This window comes from Streptomyces sp. DSM 42067, assembly GCF_055792885.1.
The window spans coordinates 7,348,430-7,363,108 of sequence record NZ_CM147706.1 but is presented as its reverse complement, the minus strand read 5'-3'; the positions used below and the strand labels follow the sequence as shown (position 1 = coordinate 7,363,108).

The 14,679-nt window shown below is 70.5% G+C and carries 11 protein-coding genes and 1 pseudogene; 8 read left to right on the top strand and 4 right to left on the bottom strand.

Annotated elements, in window-relative coordinates:
• Positions 1–5: 5 nt before the first annotated feature.
• Together ACSMXV_RS33135 and ACSMXV_RS33130 are read right to left on the bottom strand one after the other, a co-directional pair.
• The gene (locus tag ACSMXV_RS33135) at positions 6–758 is read right to left on the bottom strand and encodes a Clp protease N-terminal domain-containing protein (RefSeq protein ID WP_473174814.1); all 753 of its coding nucleotides are present in this window, start codon (positions 756–758) and stop codon (positions 6–8) included.
• A gap of 31 nt (positions 759–789) precedes the next feature.
• On the bottom strand, positions 790–2,718 hold the full coding sequence (locus ACSMXV_RS33130) for an IucA/IucC family protein (RefSeq protein ID WP_473174813.1): 1,929 nt from the start codon (positions 2,716–2,718) through the stop codon (positions 790–792).
• 139 nt (positions 2,719–2,857) lie between these two features.
• Here ACSMXV_RS33130 and ACSMXV_RS33125 point away from each other — a divergent pair, with 139 nt between their 5' ends.
• The 5 genes and pseudogenes from ACSMXV_RS33125 to ACSMXV_RS33105 all read left to right on the top strand — a co-directional run.
• The gene (locus ACSMXV_RS33125) at positions 2,858–4,426 is read left to right on the top strand and encodes an IucA/IucC family protein (protein ID WP_473179134.1); all 1,569 of its coding nucleotides are present in this window, start codon (positions 2,858–2,860) and stop codon (positions 4,424–4,426) included.
• A 742-nt stretch (positions 4,427–5,168) separates the two neighbouring features.
• Complete coding sequence (locus tag ACSMXV_RS33120; RefSeq protein WP_473174812.1) at positions 5,169–5,915, top strand: IPT/TIG domain-containing protein; 747 nt, start codon at positions 5,169–5,171, stop codon at positions 5,913–5,915.
• Between the two features lie 434 nt (positions 5,916–6,349).
• Complete coding sequence (locus ACSMXV_RS33115) at positions 6,350–7,516, top strand: ice-binding family protein (RefSeq protein WP_473174811.1); 1,167 nt, start codon at positions 6,350–6,352, stop codon at positions 7,514–7,516.
• Positions 7,517–8,017: 501 nt separating this feature from the next.
• Positions 8,018–9,277, top strand: a complete 1,260-nt coding sequence (locus ACSMXV_RS33110; protein WP_473174810.1) for an IPT/TIG domain-containing protein — start codon at positions 8,018–8,020, stop codon at positions 9,275–9,277.
• Between the two features lie 38 nt (positions 9,278–9,315).
• Positions 9,316–9,908: pseudogene (locus ACSMXV_RS33105) on the top strand (VWA domain-containing protein); the annotation flags it as partial.
• Between the two features lie 18 nt (positions 9,909–9,926).
• On the opposite strand, the gene ACSMXV_RS33100 reads toward ACSMXV_RS33105, so the two are convergent.
• Positions 9,927–10,568: a winged helix-turn-helix transcriptional regulator gene (locus tag ACSMXV_RS33100; protein WP_473174809.1), complete on the bottom strand. Its 642-nt coding sequence runs from the start codon at positions 10,566–10,568 to the stop codon at positions 9,927–9,929.
• 86 nt (positions 10,569–10,654) lie between these two features.
• Here ACSMXV_RS33100 and ACSMXV_RS33095 point away from each other — a divergent pair, with 86 nt between their 5' ends.
• The 3 genes from ACSMXV_RS33095 (at position 10,655) to ACSMXV_RS33085 (ending at position 13,250) form a co-directional block, all read left to right on the top strand.
• Positions 10,655–11,863 (top strand): pyridoxal phosphate-dependent aminotransferase, encoded by a 1,209-nt coding sequence (locus ACSMXV_RS33095; RefSeq protein ID WP_473174808.1) that lies wholly within the window; start codon positions 10,655–10,657, stop codon positions 11,861–11,863.
• Between the two features lie 81 nt (positions 11,864–11,944).
• Positions 11,945–12,544: a histidine phosphatase family protein gene (locus ACSMXV_RS33090; RefSeq protein WP_473174807.1), complete on the top strand. Its 600-nt coding sequence runs from the start codon at positions 11,945–11,947 to the stop codon at positions 12,542–12,544.
• Positions 12,545–12,611: 67 nt separating this feature from the next.
• Complete coding sequence (locus ACSMXV_RS33085) at positions 12,612–13,250, top strand: hypothetical protein (RefSeq protein ID WP_473174806.1); 639 nt, start codon at positions 12,612–12,614, stop codon at positions 13,248–13,250.
• Between the two features lie 217 nt (positions 13,251–13,467).
• Here the strand turns inward: ACSMXV_RS33085 and ACSMXV_RS33080 are convergent, their stop codons facing one another.
• On the bottom strand, positions 13,468–14,577 hold the full coding sequence (locus ACSMXV_RS33080; RefSeq protein WP_473174805.1) for a DUF4037 domain-containing protein: 1,110 nt from the start codon (positions 14,575–14,577) through the stop codon (positions 13,468–13,470).
• Positions 14,578–14,679 lie beyond the last annotated feature (102 nt).

The following is a 14,679-nucleotide window of genomic DNA, read 5'->3' as shown; positions in this document are numbered from 1 at the left end:
CCAGGTCATGACTCCTTCTGCTCGCCGGCGCGGGCAGCGACGAAGTCGGCCAGGATGTCGGCGATGTGGGCCTCGGCGGCCGACTTGTCGACGCCGAGGCCGCTGAGGACACCCGAGCCGTCCTCGAACTCCAGCAGCGCGAGCAGGATGTGTTCGGTGCCGATGTAGTTGTGCCCCATCCGCAGGGCTTCGCGGAAGGTCAGTTCCAGTACCTTCTTCGCCCCCGCGTCGTACGGGATGAGCTCCGGCACCTCATCGGCCGCTGGCGGCAGCGCCGCGGCGGCGGCCTCCCGGACGGCCTCCAGCCGTACACCCTGCGCCCGGAGCGCGTGCGCTGCGAGCCCGTCCGGTTCGCTCAGGAGGCCCAGGACCAGATGCTCGGGGCGCATCACGTCGTTGCGTGCCGCCTTGGCTTCGTTGTGTGCGGCCACCACCACGTTCTTCGCCCGCGGTGTGTACCGGCTGAATCCCTGGCTGGGGTCGAGGTCCGACAGCTCGCCGGGTTCCTTCGGAACGAAGCGCTTCTGGGCCGCCTGCCTGGTGACCCCCATGCTCCGCCCGATCTCCGTCCAGGAGGCGCCCGAGCGCCGCGCCTGGTCCACGAAGTGGCCGATCAGATGGTCGGCCACGTCGCCGAGGTGGTCCGCTGCGATGACCGCGTCGGAGAGCTGGTCGAGTGCGTCGGTGTGGACCTTCTTGATGGCCTCGATCAGGTCGTCGAGGCGGATGTGGGTGGTGACGCGTGGTGGATTCGTCATGTGTCAACCGTAAGTTGACACCCCTCGAGTGTCAACCAGACGTTGACACTCCGCCCAAGCTGTCCAGCAGGGGGTTGGGCACCGGCCGGTAGCGGGCGTCCGCCCCGTCCGCGCCTGTCCAGCGCAGCAGCAGATTCGTCTTCCCGGGGAGGCTGGGCGCGGTGAGCAGGTCGGCGATCTCGGGCAGTCCGCGCCGGATGTCGTAGCGCGCGAGCGCGCGCCGTACCGCCGGCCACAGCCGCGGTCCCTCCGAGGGGTACCGCTCGGCGAGCGCGCCCGCGATCTCGGCGAGGTGGTTGACGACCAGGCAGTACACGAGCCGCTCCCAGCCGGCCGCGCGCCCCACCTCCGGCACCTTCTTCACGCCTTCCGCGTCCCGGAACAGTGCCTGCACCGGCATGCCGTCCCGGTCCACCGCCACCAGCGTGTTCTGCAGATGCGCCTCCAGGACGATTCCGTGCCGCCCGAAGAGTTCGAGCACGGGCGGCACCACGTGTCGCAGATACGCCTCCCACCACGCCGCCGGATCGGCGAGCCGGTCGAGCGGGCTGCCCTCGAAGCCCTCGGCCAGCGCCGCCGCGAGCAGCGGCGTCGCGCCGGGCCGGACGTGCCGGCCCAGCCCGTCCCGTACCAGCACGGCGAGCTCCTCGAACGCGAAGGCCGCCGTGCGGTAGCCGCGGTCGCTCAGCCAGGCCGCCGACGCCATGTCCGCCCAGTACGAGCCGCCGGAGCGCCCCAGCGCGGCGCCGGAGTGCCGCAGCGCGGCGAAGGCGGCCGCGACAGCGGCATCCGTCGCGCGCATCTTCACCAGGTCGTGCCGCCACAGCCGCCGCACGTCGTTGGTGATGCGGACGTCGAGGCTGAACTTCACGAACAGGTCGGCTGCGGAGGTGTGCAGGTCGAACCCGGGAGCGTGCATGTCGGCCGTGGGGCCGTGCAACTCGGCGATGGAGGCGCGTTGCTCCGCGGTGGGGGCGTGCAGCTCGGCGATGGAGGCGTGCAGCTCCGCCGCAGAGGCGTGCAGCTCGGCCGCGGGGGCGTCCCCGGAAGGGCCCCGGCCCGGGACGTACAGCGTCCGCACGGCCGCCGTGGGCCAAGCCGACCACTCGGTCCGCCCCAGCCGTACGAGGCGCCCGTCCGCGAACGCTTCCCTCAACTCTGGGCGTCCGCCGACCAGTTCGAGCTGCCAGGGATGGGCGGGCAGCAGCCGGTACCCGCGAGGCAGCGCGCCGGCCCCGCCTCCCAGGGCTTCGGCCAGGGCGTCCAGCGCCCGCGTGTCGCCCTCCTCGACGACCATGTCCTCGCGTACGCCGAGCAGCACCAGCGGGAAGCGGGCGTGCGCCTCCGGTGCGTACGGCAGCCAGCTTGCGACCGGGCCGCCGCCGCGTGCCTTGGGGGCCGGATGGTACGGATGCCCGGTGATCAAGGACTGTTCGGAGCGCACATACGGGTCGTCGGGCGGGGTCGCCCGGGCCCGGGCGGTGAGCAGCGCCGCCACCGCGTCCCGGCTGTCGATCATCTCGGCGGTCACCTCGTCGTTGGGCTCTCCCGTGTACCGCCGCAGCTCCTCGGCCGTCAGTTTGACCAGTTCGGCGTGGCCGAGCCGGTGCCACACGCCTGCGACGAGCAGCTCCGGCTCGGCGGGCCGGCGCCCGGCGCGTACGCGCAGCAGCCGCCCGACGGCGGGCAGCCGGTACACACGCCGCCCGTCCCCGGAGGACGGGTCGGACCCGGACGACTCGGCGGACACGGGAGGCACGGACAACTCATCGGACACGACCGACACGGCCGACGCGCCGGAGTCTGCGGACTCGGCGGGCTGAGCCAGCTCCCGCAGCAGACAATTGAGCAGAGGCGCCGCCGCGTACGCGTCAGCTGCCTCGGCGACGTCGTCCGTGGGATGCATCGGGTGTGTGGAGTGATCCGGGTATGTGGGGTACGTGGGTTCCACGGGATCCATTCGGTCCAAACGGTGCACTGGTGATGATCAGTATGTCCTTTCGTAGGCCGCCGCAATGCGGTCTCTGCACCTGAGGAGTCCGAACGTGCATCCGCCCCGTACCGAGGCCGTCCCCGTAGCCGCCGCGGCGGAGTCCGCACTGCCCGAGCCGGAGGCGGAGTCCGCACTCCTCGGCCCCGAGGCGGAGGCCGCATTCACCGACGAACTGCGCGCCGTACGCCCCGGCCTGCTGACGCCGTACGCCGCCGAGCTGCCCGGCGCCCGCGCGTCCGTCCTCACCCGGCTGTGGCGCGGTCTGGTGTACGAGCCGCTGCCGTGGATCACGCGCCGGGAGCCCGGACGTGACAGCCTGACCCTCCATCTTGCCGACGGCCGCCGTCTGCACGGCCCGCACGCGGACCCGTACGCCACCACCGCGTACGCCGCCGAAGTGGACCTCGACGGCACGGCGTACGACAGCGCGGCCCGCCTCATGACGGCCCTCGCCGTCCCGGGGGCCGCGGCCTTCGCCGTCGAACTGCAGCACAGCGCCGCATCCTTGGCCCTGTCCCGCGCCAACCAGCCACCGGACGACGGCACCTGGCCGAGCACCGCGTGGCGGTGGGAACAGCGGATCGTCGACGGCCACCCGTACCACCCGAACTGCCGCTCCCGGCCCGGCTTCACGGTGGCCGACCAACTCGCATACGCACCGGAGCACCGGCCCCTGGTGGCGCTGGACCTGGCATCCCTACACGCGGACGACTGCCTGGTGACGGGCGAGTGGCCGGACCGGCTGCGGGACGGGGACCGCTTCCTGGTCCCGGTGCACCCATGGCAGGTGGCGCACGTGCTCGGGACCCCGTCCACCGGCCGGGGAGCGGGCCACGAGAAGATCATGGCCCATCCCCTGATGTCCCTGCGGACGCTCGCCCCCGCCTCTGCCACCCTCGACGGCACGCCGCACATCAAGACGGCCGTCAGCGCCCGCCTGACCTCCTCCGTCCGCGACATCTCGGTCTACTCGATCGCGACGTCCGAGACGGTCTCAGCCCTGGCGGACATGCTGGCCGCGCGCCTGGACGGCCTGCTGCACATCACGCGCACGCTGGGCGCGGTGACGGCCGACTCCCCCGACCTGGCGGCCGTACTGCGCGAGTCCCCGGAGACCTACGCACCCCCGGAATCGGGCGAACGCGTCATCCCCGTGGCCGCCCTCGCCACGACCTCGCTGCCCCGATCCCCCGCCTGGCTGGCCGACTTCACCCGCCTGGCCCTCACGGTCTGTCTGCGCCTGCTCGACCTCGGCGTCGCCCTGGAGGCACACGGCCAGAACCTCCTCGTGGTCCTGTCCCCCGCCAACGCCCCGGTCCGCCTCGTCTACCGCGACCTGGCAGACATCCGTATCAGCCCGGCCCGCCTGGCCCGCCACGGCATCCCGGCGCCGCCCCTCACCGGCCGCCTGGTCACCGACGACGACACGGCCCTGCGCCGCAAGCTCTTCGGCTCCCTCATCACAGGCACCCTCGGCGCGACAGCAGGCTCGACCCCCGCCCTGCGCCAGGCCCTCTCCACAGTCGCACGGGACCTTCCGCGGACCCCCGACCTCACGGCCCTGCTCACCGAACCGCTCCCGACAAAGGCGCTGACGCTGATGCGCCTGTCGCCGGAGACACCCGGCGACCGGTGGACATCCGTGCCCAACCCTGTCAGCCGGTCCGCAAGCTGAGTGTGGTCCAGCCGTCCGCGAAAGCCTGGACCAGGGCGCGTCAGCCGGTGCCCAAAAGCACGGCACCGGCTGACCCGATCCAGAACCTCTACCGAGGGCACCCATCGCAGCGCATCAGCGGCTACACCGCTGTTCCAGGCGGGAACACCGAGCAGGCTGACTGCTACTCCCCCGGAGAGGATGGGCGGCCCACCGGCTGGATCGATTCGATTAACCCACCCATCCAAGATCATCGGCAAGTGACCACAGCATACGCCACACGATTAGGTGACCGTGGCAACTTTTCCCAAGTCAGCGCCTGGTGTTGCCTTTTGGCCATTCCCTCGCTCCACGCCGAGACGCGAACGCCATAACTGGCCCCAGTTCACACCGGAATTGAAACCCCAAGCGAGACAAATCGTTTCTCCGAATGGCCGGTTCACGGCGCCCGTAAAGACCGGGAGCGGGACATCACATCGTCACCCGTTCGGGTGACATCGAGTACAACTCCTTGCCAGTTGAACGACATCATGAGTGACTGATTATGCGAAACCGGCGGGCTGCCCATCCCGCGCCGGGGGAATCAAACAGGCAGCCCATTGCCGGTTTTTTTCTTGCCGTTCAAGGCAATCGCCGCCTGCGGTCTGGTGGTTCGCACCGTTCTCTCCATGGGTGGCCGCCTTCTCGTTGTCACGCTTCCTCTTGCTGCAGGCGTCCGCAGTGAGTCGTGTCCCGTTCCTGCCTTCAATCAGGAGGTTTCGACATGCCTATCTCTCCGAACCAGGGGTCGACCGGCGGTGGCACCCTGGTCACCATCACCGGCACCAATCTCAGCAACACCAGCGGGGTGCTGTTCGGCAGCAAGCCGGCCACCAGCGTCACCAACGTGTCCCCGACGCAGGTGACCGCCGTCTCACCGTCGGGGACCGGAACCGTCGGGGTCACCGTGACCACGCCCGGCGGGACGAGCAACCCGGTGTCGTTCTTCTACGTCGGCGCCCCGTTCAAGTCCTCGCTGGGCACCAGCTCCGGCCCGCTGGCCGGGGGCAACACCATCACGATCAACGGCACGGGCCTGTCGACGGCCACCAGTGTCTCCTTCGGCGGCGTGACCGCCACACCCACGGTCACGTCGGACAGTCTGCTCAGCGTCACGGTCCCCGCGGGAGCCGCGGCAGGCCCCGTCGCCGTGAGCGTGACGACCGCGGGCGGCACCAACAACGGTCTGTCGTACACCTACGTCGACCTTCCCACCGTCGGCACGATCACCCCTGCCTCCGGACCCACCTCCGGCGGAACCGCGGTGACCATCACCGGCACCAACCTCGACACCACCGACTCCGTGACGTTCGGCGGCGTCCCCGGTCCCTTCTCCGTCATCAACGCCACGACCCTGTCGGTCGTCACCCCGTCCGGCACCGCCGGCGCCGTCGACGTGGTCGTCACCAACCCGGCCGGATCCGACACCGCCGTGGGTGCCTTCACCTACGTCGCCGGCCCCGGCATCTGACCCACTCGCATACGGCACGCGGCCGGAGCCGGCAGTACGGCTCCGGCCGCGTGGCCTGGCGTCGGCCTCGCGGCCTGGCGTCCGGTGTGAACCGCCATTTCGCGCAGACGAATACGAAAAACTAAGCATGAAATCGGGCAGAAGACAGAAATCCCCGGACGCCGACATCACTCAGATGGTTACCGGAACACGGCACTCATCGGTGATCTCATGTAATCGGCAGTTGCCTTCGGCAACGCTCTCCGGGCTTCCACCCAAGTCACTCACGTCTTCCATGCCTTGCTGCCGCTATTCGCTCTGCCGTTATAGCGACTTCTGAAATCCGGAAGGTCACATGGATGCCAATTTTTAGTCGTTCCGCTCTATTCAGCAGACCCAAACGGCGACGATTCAGAACTTTAATCGCACTGGTCGCCGGAGTTTTCCTGACCTGCTTGGCGCAATTCACGCTGATGCCGGGCCGTGCCCTCGCGATCGCCACCTGGGTGGATCTGGGCAGCGCCACCAGTTACGCGGTGTTGGCCGACACGGGTGTCGCCAACACCGGTAACAGCATCGTCCAGGCTGATCTCGGGGTGAGTCCCGGAAGCAGCGTGACGGGCTTTCCGCCGGGGATCATTTACGGCGCGACCCATACGGCCGACAGCGCCGCGTTCGAGGCGCAGTCGGACCTCGAGGACGCTTACGCCGCCGCGGCGGGCCAGGCTCCGGACGGCAGCCTGGGGTCCGTACTCGTCGACGGGCTCACCGTTCCTCCAGGCGTCTACCGCGCCGCCACTGATCTCACCACCACGGGGACGCTTACCCTGGACGCCGAAGGGGATCCGAATGCAGTCTTCGTGTTCCAGATCGGCACCCCTCCACAGCCGCCTGCGCCTGGCGTCAATGCCAACCTGACAACGGGCGCGAACAGCTACGTCCAACTGCTCAACGGAGCCCAGGCGTCGAACGTCTTCTGGCAGGTCGAGGGCGCCGCCACAATCAGCACCCAGTCGTTCTTCCAAGGCACGATCATGGCGCGGGACTCGATCTCCGTGGAGTCCGGCAGCTGGATCCACGGCCGTGCGCTCTCCCGCGACGGCGAGGTCACGCTGGACAGCTCCGTGGTGACGCTCGACGGCCTCGTCGGTCCTCCCGGACAAGCGGGTCCGGCGGGCCCCTCCGGCCCGGAAGGGCCGAGCGGACCCGAGGGGCCCGAGGGACCCGCCGGGCCGGCCGGTCAAGCGGGGCCTGCCGGGGCCAGGGGTCCGAGCGGCCCGCCGGGGCCCAAGGGGCCGCAGGGATCAACCGGATTGCAAGGCCCGAAGGGAGAGCCCGGCCCAGCCGGCCCTCCCGGGCCACCCGGCCCACCTGAGCCGAGCGGTTCACCGGCCGACCCGGAGCCTTCTGATCGCGTCCCTTCGCACCCGCACCGGCCGCGCGATCCCGGGCAACACCAGAGCGTGCCCAAGGAGACAGACCACTTGGCAGATACCGGCTTCGACGAGTACGGCCCTCCTGTCGCACTGTCCGCAGCCACCCTTCTGCTGGGCGGCCTGGCCGTTCACACGGTCCGCAGAAGGCGCGCCGCCGCGGCAGAAAGCGACCGGCTCAGCCCTTAGATCCGCACGGCACACCGTCAAGTGTCCGCTGGACACCATCAAGCGTCCGCCCTGTCGCGCTGAAGTCCTTCAGCCCGGCAGGGCGGACGTACTTCAGCGCCGAGTGCGGCGCCCTGCGCTATCGCACCTCCGTCGCGCGCCTCCATCACGCACCACGTATGCGCCCCTCGTGCGGGTGACAGCCGCTCCCCCTTGTTGTCGGACGCGCTGCTTCTATGAGTCACTGAACTATCCGAACCGGCGGGCCGCCCATCCCTCTCCGGGGGACGAGGCAGTGCGTCGTTCTTCGCTGTCCTACCGGCTCATGACGAGACGGCAGCGCAGCACCGGACGCTCACTGTCGGATGGGCGCCCCCAGAGCTGACTGGTCCGCCAGCGGTGCCGTCCTGCACCGGCTGGTCCGACCCGGCCCCCGGAACGTGTCTCACAGCGGGAAAGAGACCCTCATCTCCGGAGGCGAAGACCATGCGGATCAGTTCCCACAGTGCACACCGTTCAGCAGTGGCGGCGGCCCCCGTCATCAGTCTGAGCACCCCCGCGTCCGGCGTGGCCGGCACCACCGTCACACTGACGGGCAGCGGATTCACCGGGGTCACCGCGGTCACCTTCGGGAGTGCCCCAGCAACTTCGTACTCCGTGGTGTCCCCCACCAGGATCACCGCGGTCGCCCCGGGCGGCTCGGGGACCGTGCAGATCACCGTGACGACAACGGGCGGCATCAGTAACGGGGTTGCTTTCACCTACACAGCCCCGACGCCGCCCGCGATCAACGATGTCGAGCCCGACGACGGGCCGACCACCGGGGGCAACGCCGTCACTCTGACAGGGACCGCTTTCAGCGGCGTCTCACAGGTCCGTTTCGGGACCACCGCGGCCCCGTTCACCGTGGTCTCGTCCACCCAGCTCACCACGACGGCCCCTGCCGGCGTCGCGGGCACTGTCCCCATCACCGTGGTGACGCCCGGCGGCACGAGCAACGGCATCGCCTACACCTACGTGCAGGCTCCCATGCTCACCGCCGTGTCACCCGACCAAGGCCCTCTGGCAGGCGGCAACACGGTCACGCTGACGGGAACCGGTCTCGGCAGCACCACAGAGGTCCGTTTCGGGACCGCCACGGCCGCGTTCACCGTCGTCTCGGCCACCCAGCTCACGGCCACCGTTCCGGCGGCCGCCGCGGGAGAGGTCCCCGTCACCGTCGTGACCCCGGTAGGCGCCTCGCCCGGCGACGTCTACTACCACTACCTGCCTCTCCCCGTCGTCTCCGCGTTGACTCCCTCGGCCGGACCCACCACAGGCGGCAACACGATCACGCTGACCGGCTCCGGGTTCCTTGCGGCCACCGCGGTCAGCTTCGACTCGACTCCGGCCGCCTCCTTCACGGTCGTGTCCGACGACCAGATCGACGCCATCGCCCCCGCCGGAGCCGCCGGGACCGTCGCAGTCAGCGTCACCACGCCCGGTGGCACAAGCGGCGCCGCCACCTATACCCGCCTCAACTCGCCGACCTTGAGCGCCGCAACACCGAACCAGGGGCCGACGGCAGGCGGCAACACCGTGACGCTCACGGGGACCGGCCTCACCGCCACCACCCAGGTCCGGTACGGAACCACCCCGGCCGCGTTCACCGTCGTCTCCGATGCTCTCCTTGCCACCGTCGCACCGCCTGGCCCGGCCGGCATCCTCGACATCACCGTCACCACACCGGCCGGAACCAGCACGGGCGTTCCCTACACCCGTACCGCCCCACCCGCGATCTAGTACGCCCGGACGGCGAACAGCGGCGTCACGTGCGGCGACTCGTGGGCGGCAACGGATCGCGCCGTATCGTGCTCATCAGTGACGATGAGGACACCTGCGCCCCACTCGACCCGTGCGAGGTGGCGCGCGAGATCGCGGCCAAGGGCGTCCATCTCACCATCGACACGCTCGGGCTCGTACCCAACGCCAAGATCCGTGCCCAGCTGAGCTGCATCGCCGAGGCCACCGGCGATACGTACACCTCGGTGCAGCACACCGACGAACTCATCGACCGGGTCGGGATATTGGTGGACAGGGCGGCCGATCCTGTGGTGACGCCTGTCGCGGTGGAGGGTGCCGCCGCGTGCGCTGCAGCACCGCAGCTGAAGTCCGGGCTCTACACGGACCGCGAGGAGTTCGGCCGGCACCGCTGGTACCGGGTCGACGTCCTGCCCGGCCAGGAGCTGCGCGCCTCCGTGAGCGTCGCCGCCGACCGCGCCGTGAACAACGACTACGGCGTGCTGCTGCGGGCCGTCACGGTGCAGGGCCGGGAGATAGTCCGCGGCTCGGAGGCCGGCGACGGGGTACCGATGTGATCTCCACGGGCCTGCGCTATCCGAAGCCGGACAAGCCCGCCGGCGAGACCGTCTGCCAACGCCGGACGGGCTGATCATTCCCGCAACGCCTTCGCGAACGTCCCCTCGCCCGTCACATCGATACGTCCCTCCCGCACCGCATCCCGCAGCCGCAACGCCCCCCGGCTCAGCGCCGTGCACGTCTCCGCGTCCAGCGAGATCCGGGCATCGGCCCCCTCCGGCGCGGGACCGTCGCCGTAGACCGCACGGTCGCCGGCCGATTCCCCCACGCGTACGTGGAACTCCCCTTCCCCCAGCCGCACCTGGATGAGGCCCTCGCCCAGGTCGGCCTCCTCCAGGCACCGCAGCAGAGGCAGCGCGAACCAGTGGGCCCGCACCGCGTCGGTGGGCCGGCGCTCTTCCAGCGCAGGCGCGCCCCACTCGCCGAGGGCCTGCAGGACCGGCAGCAACTCCCTTCCACGAGCGGTGAGTTCGTACACGTACGCCGCACCCGGTGGAGCCAGTCGGCGGCGCGTCGTCAGGCCGTCGCGTTCCATGTCCCGCAGCCGGGACGCCAGTACGTCGGTGCTGACGCCGGGCAGGTCCGCGTGCAGGTCGGTGTAACGTCGCGGGCCGGCCAGCAGTTCCCGGACGATCAGGAGGGTCCAGCGGTCGCCGACGACGTCGAGGGCCCGGGCGGCTGGACAGTACTGGTCGTAGCTTCGGCGCGGTGACATGCGACGCAGTCTAGACAAGTTGTTGGACTTTCCAAGTGACCACTTGGTAAAACCAAGCAACACACGAACCAGAGGGGCGGCAGCGCATGGAGTTCCGGCAGTCGAGCAAGCTCAGCGAGGTCTGTTACGAGATCCGTGGCCCGGTCATCGAGCACGCCAACGCGCTGGAGGAGGCCGGGCACAGCGTGCTGCGCCTCAACACCGGCAACCCCGCGCTCTTCGGGTTCGAGGCGCCGGAGGAGATCGTCCAGGACATGATCCGGATGCTGCCCCAGGCGCACGGCTACACGGACTCGCGCGGCATCCTCTCCGCCCGGCGCGCCGTGGCCCAGCGCTACCAGGCGCTCGGCCTCGACGTCGGCGTGGACGACGTGTTCCTCGGCAACGGCGTCTCCGAGCTGGTGTCGATGGCCGTACAGGCGCTCCTGGAAGACGGCGACGAAGTCCTCATCCCTGCCCCCGACTTCCCGCTCTGGACGGCGGTCACCACCCTCGCCGGCGGCAAGGCGGTCCACTACATCTGCGACGAGTCCGCCGACTGGTACCCGGACCTCGACGACATGGCCTCGAAGATCACCGACCGCACCAAAGCCGTGGTCATCATCAACCCCAACAACCCGACCGGCGCGGTCTATCCGAAGGAGATCATCGAGGGCATCCTCGACCTGGCCCGCCGCCACGGCCTCATGGTCTTCGCGGACGAGATCTACGACCAGATCCTCTACGACGACGCCGTGCACCACTCGGCCGCCGCCCTCGCCCCGGATCTGGTGGTCCTCACCTTCTGCGGCCTGTCGAAGACGTACCGCGTGGCGGGTTTCCGCTCGGGGTGGCTGGTCGTGACGGGACCGCAGCAGCACGCCAAGGACTACCTGGAGGGCCTGACCATGCTGGCCTCCATGCGGCTGTGCCCCAACGCGCCCGCCCAGTACGCCATCCAGGCCGCGCTCGGCGGCCGCCAGTCCATCCACGAGCTCACCGCGCCCGGCGGCCGGCTGCACGAACAGCGCAACCGCGCCTGGGAGAAGCTCAACGAGATCCCCGGCGTCTCCTGCGTCAAGCCGAAGGGCAGCCTCTACGCCTTCCCCCGGCTGGACCCGAAGGTCTACGCCATTCACGATGACGAGAAGTTCGTCCTGGACCTGCTGCTGCGCGAGAAGATCCAGGTCGTCCAGGGCACGGGCTTCAACTGGCCGCGCCCGGACCACTTCCGCATCCTGACTCTGCCGTACGCCGACGACCTGGACGCGGCGATCAGCCGCATCGGACGCTTTCTGAGCGGATACCGGCAGTAGCCTCGGTGATGATCGGCCGGGCACCGAACGCAGCACGCCGAGGGCCGGCCCGGCTCGTACCGACAGAACAGGATCGCGAACATGGGTGATCTGCTCCTTGTCCGCCACGGGGAGACCGAGTGGTCGCGCTCGGGGCAGCACACCAGCTGGACCGACATTCCCCTCACCGACAACGGCAGGGAGCAGGCCCGCCGGCTGGGGCCGCTTCTTGCCTCGTACCGGATCGAGGCCGTGTTCGTCAGCCCGATGAAGCGTGCCCGGGAGACGGCTCAGCTCGCGGGTCTGCACGAGGCGCGGATCGATCCGGATCTGTGCGAGTGGGACTACGGCGGCTACGAGGGCATGACGACCCCCGAGATCCAGGGCACCCGGCCCGACTGGTTTCTGTTCACCGACGGGGTCGTGCCCGGGCCGGACGGGCACCCGGGTGAGAGCCCGGAGCAGATCGGTGCGCGGGCCGACCGGATGCTGGCCAAGGTGGACGCGGCCCTCGCCGACTGCGAGGGCAATGTCGCCGTGGTGGCCCACTCCCACTTTCTGCGGGTACTGGCCGCGCGGCGGCTGGGGCTGCCGCCGTCCGGTGGTGCCCTGTTCCAGATCGCGACGGGGACGCTGTGCCGGCTGGGCACGGAACACGGGCGCCCTGTCGTGGCCGCCTGGAATGTCAGACCCCAGTCGTAGGCTGCAGAAGCCGGGGGCACCTGGTGGGGGCCGGGGGCGGGTGCCGCATGACAGGGAGGTGGTGGCTGTGGCGCGACCGCCGACCGCCGTGCAGCGGCGCATCATTCAGGCTGCCGATTCCGTGACCGGGCGTATCCAGGGCACGGAGGCGCAGCTCACGGGCCTGGTGCGGCTGCGGCTGGCCTTCCGGCACCCGCGGCCGCCGCACGACTACTTCCTGACGGCGGCCGGCCACCGGCTGCGCGAGCAGCCGGAGACGCCGGACCGAGCCGACGAGCCGCCGCCCGTTCCGGAGCAGAAACCGGGCGTGTTCGCCGCACGGCTCGGCGGCGAGGAGGCGCCCGAGGACGGCGGACCGGCCCGGATCCATGAGGTCCGCGGCGCCTGGCAGGGGCTGATCGAGATGCGCCGGATCACCAATCCGGACGGCTCGACCGACCGCCCTTGCGGCTGGGAGCGCACACATCTGGTGCAGGCCGCAGCGCTGGCCCTGGAGGCGGCGGGCTGCCCGCCCGCGACTCCGGACGGCGAGGGCTACCGCGTGACCAGCACCCCGCAACCGGAGGCGGTCGGCGTACGCCATCCCGCCCCCGAGGGCCGCCGGGCCTGCACGGCCGCACTGGAACAGGCCGGCTGGCAGGTCGGCGAGTACACGGAACCGCGCACGGGCGCCCGCTATCTGCTGGCGTCTCCGCGGCGCGTGTAAGACCGACCGGCAAATGGGGGGGCGGCCCCTCCCGCTCCGGGAGCGGCTCACATTCAGGACGGCTGTACGGTACAAAAAGATGGTAAGCAAGCGCTCAGCCCCGTGAGGCCACAAGCCCGTACACCGCCGAAAGGGAAGCCGTGACAGGCCCGTTCTCCGGGCACTGGCCGACCGTCCCGAGGAGCTGGGCCTCTGACACGGCCGCGTCACGCTCGCTTCACGCAAAGGCCTTCACCGCCGCACGGATCGGGCCCTGCTGCCCGATGAAGTCCGTACTGTCCGCCCATTGGTCCACGCCGCCGGTCAGCGGCAGGGACCGCAGGTCCGGGTCGGTGACGGTGTCCGCCAGCGCCCCGGCGAATCGTTCGGCGTGCAGGACGAGGAAAGGCCGTGAGTGGTAGCGCCGGCGCCCGGGGTCCACGGGACGTGCCAGCCCGGTCTCGTTCTGCAGCGCGGCGACCGTCTCGTAGGCGTCGCACAGATGGCGTTCCCGCTCCCGGTACTCCGTCGCCGCCAGGGCGCCCCGCAGCGACGGGGTGAGCCGTTCCGCTACGGCGAGCCGGGCGAATGCGCTCCCCAGCCATTTGCTGTACGGCGCGGACCTGCGCTCCAGCAGCAGGCACAGCCGCATCAGGTCGCGTACGAGCCGGGCGGCGACCACCGCCGAGCCGAGCTCGTCCCCGGCCTCGGCGCAACGGCCGACGAACGCCTCCTCCTGGGAGAGCCTCTGCCACTGGCAGGCCAGCAGATAGCGCCATACCTGGTCCGGGTACCACTCCAGCCGCCGCCGCGCTGCCGTGAGCGTGCCGGGCCCGTCGTGGTACACCGCGCCGGAGGTGACCTCGGCGAGTTTCTGCTGCGGCATCACCAGCCAGTCGCGGGCGGTCGGTTCGCCGGCCAGCGGATCGAGGCCGAACTGCGCGGTCAGCCAGCCGCCGGTGTCGTCGACCGAGACCCGGTGGTCCACCGGACCGTCCGTCGGTTCCATATGTCCCGAGACCGGGTCCAGCGGATCGTCGTCCCGGCGGCGGAAGTGCGTGGGCCAGCCGCGTACGTGCTTGGGCAGCCGCTCCGCGAGGAGACGGTGGACGGCGGCGGCGCCTGCCGCCGCGTCCTCGGGCGCCAGGAACAGCTGCAGCCGCGGCCCCCACTCGTGGTCGGCCGACCGTGCCGTGTCGAAGCCGAGCACCTCCGAGCCCGTACCGACCCGGGCGGCGGCGTACCGCAGGCCGGGAAACGCCTCGGCCAGGAGGGGCCGCACAGCCTCCTCGTACAGGATCCGCGAGAGCTCGAGGCCCGGTAAGAACGTGGCGTCGGATGTCGTCATGCGGCCACTGTGCTGGGGTCGGGCCGGCGAGGCCACCGATTATCGGCGGCTGCCACGCGACGCCTCCGGCAAGGCGGCCGGAAGGCCGGCCGCCGGACCGCC

Bases quoted from the DNA above. Each gene is read 5' to 3' on its own strand.
- ACSMXV_RS33135 (WP_473174814.1), bottom strand. From the start codon at position 758: ATGACGAATCCACCACGCGTCACCACCCACATCCGCCTCGACGACCTG.
- ACSMXV_RS33130 (WP_473174813.1), bottom strand. From the start codon at position 2,718: ATGGATCCCGTGGAACCCACGTACCCCACATACCCGGATCACTCCACA.
- ACSMXV_RS33120 (WP_473174812.1), top strand. From the start codon at position 5,169: ATGCCTATCTCTCCGAACCAGGGGTCGACCGGCGGTGGCACCCTGGTC.
- ACSMXV_RS33100 (WP_473174809.1), bottom strand. From the start codon at position 10,568: ATGTCACCGCGCCGAAGCTACGACCAGTACTGTCCAGCCGCCCGGGCC.
- ACSMXV_RS33095 (WP_473174808.1), top strand. From the start codon at position 10,655: ATGGAGTTCCGGCAGTCGAGCAAGCTCAGCGAGGTCTGTTACGAGATC.
- ACSMXV_RS33090 (WP_473174807.1), top strand. From the start codon at position 11,945: ATGGGTGATCTGCTCCTTGTCCGCCACGGGGAGACCGAGTGGTCGCGC.
- ACSMXV_RS33080 (WP_473174805.1), bottom strand. From the start codon at position 14,577: ATGACGACATCCGACGCCACGTTCTTACCGGGCCTCGAGCTCTCGCGG.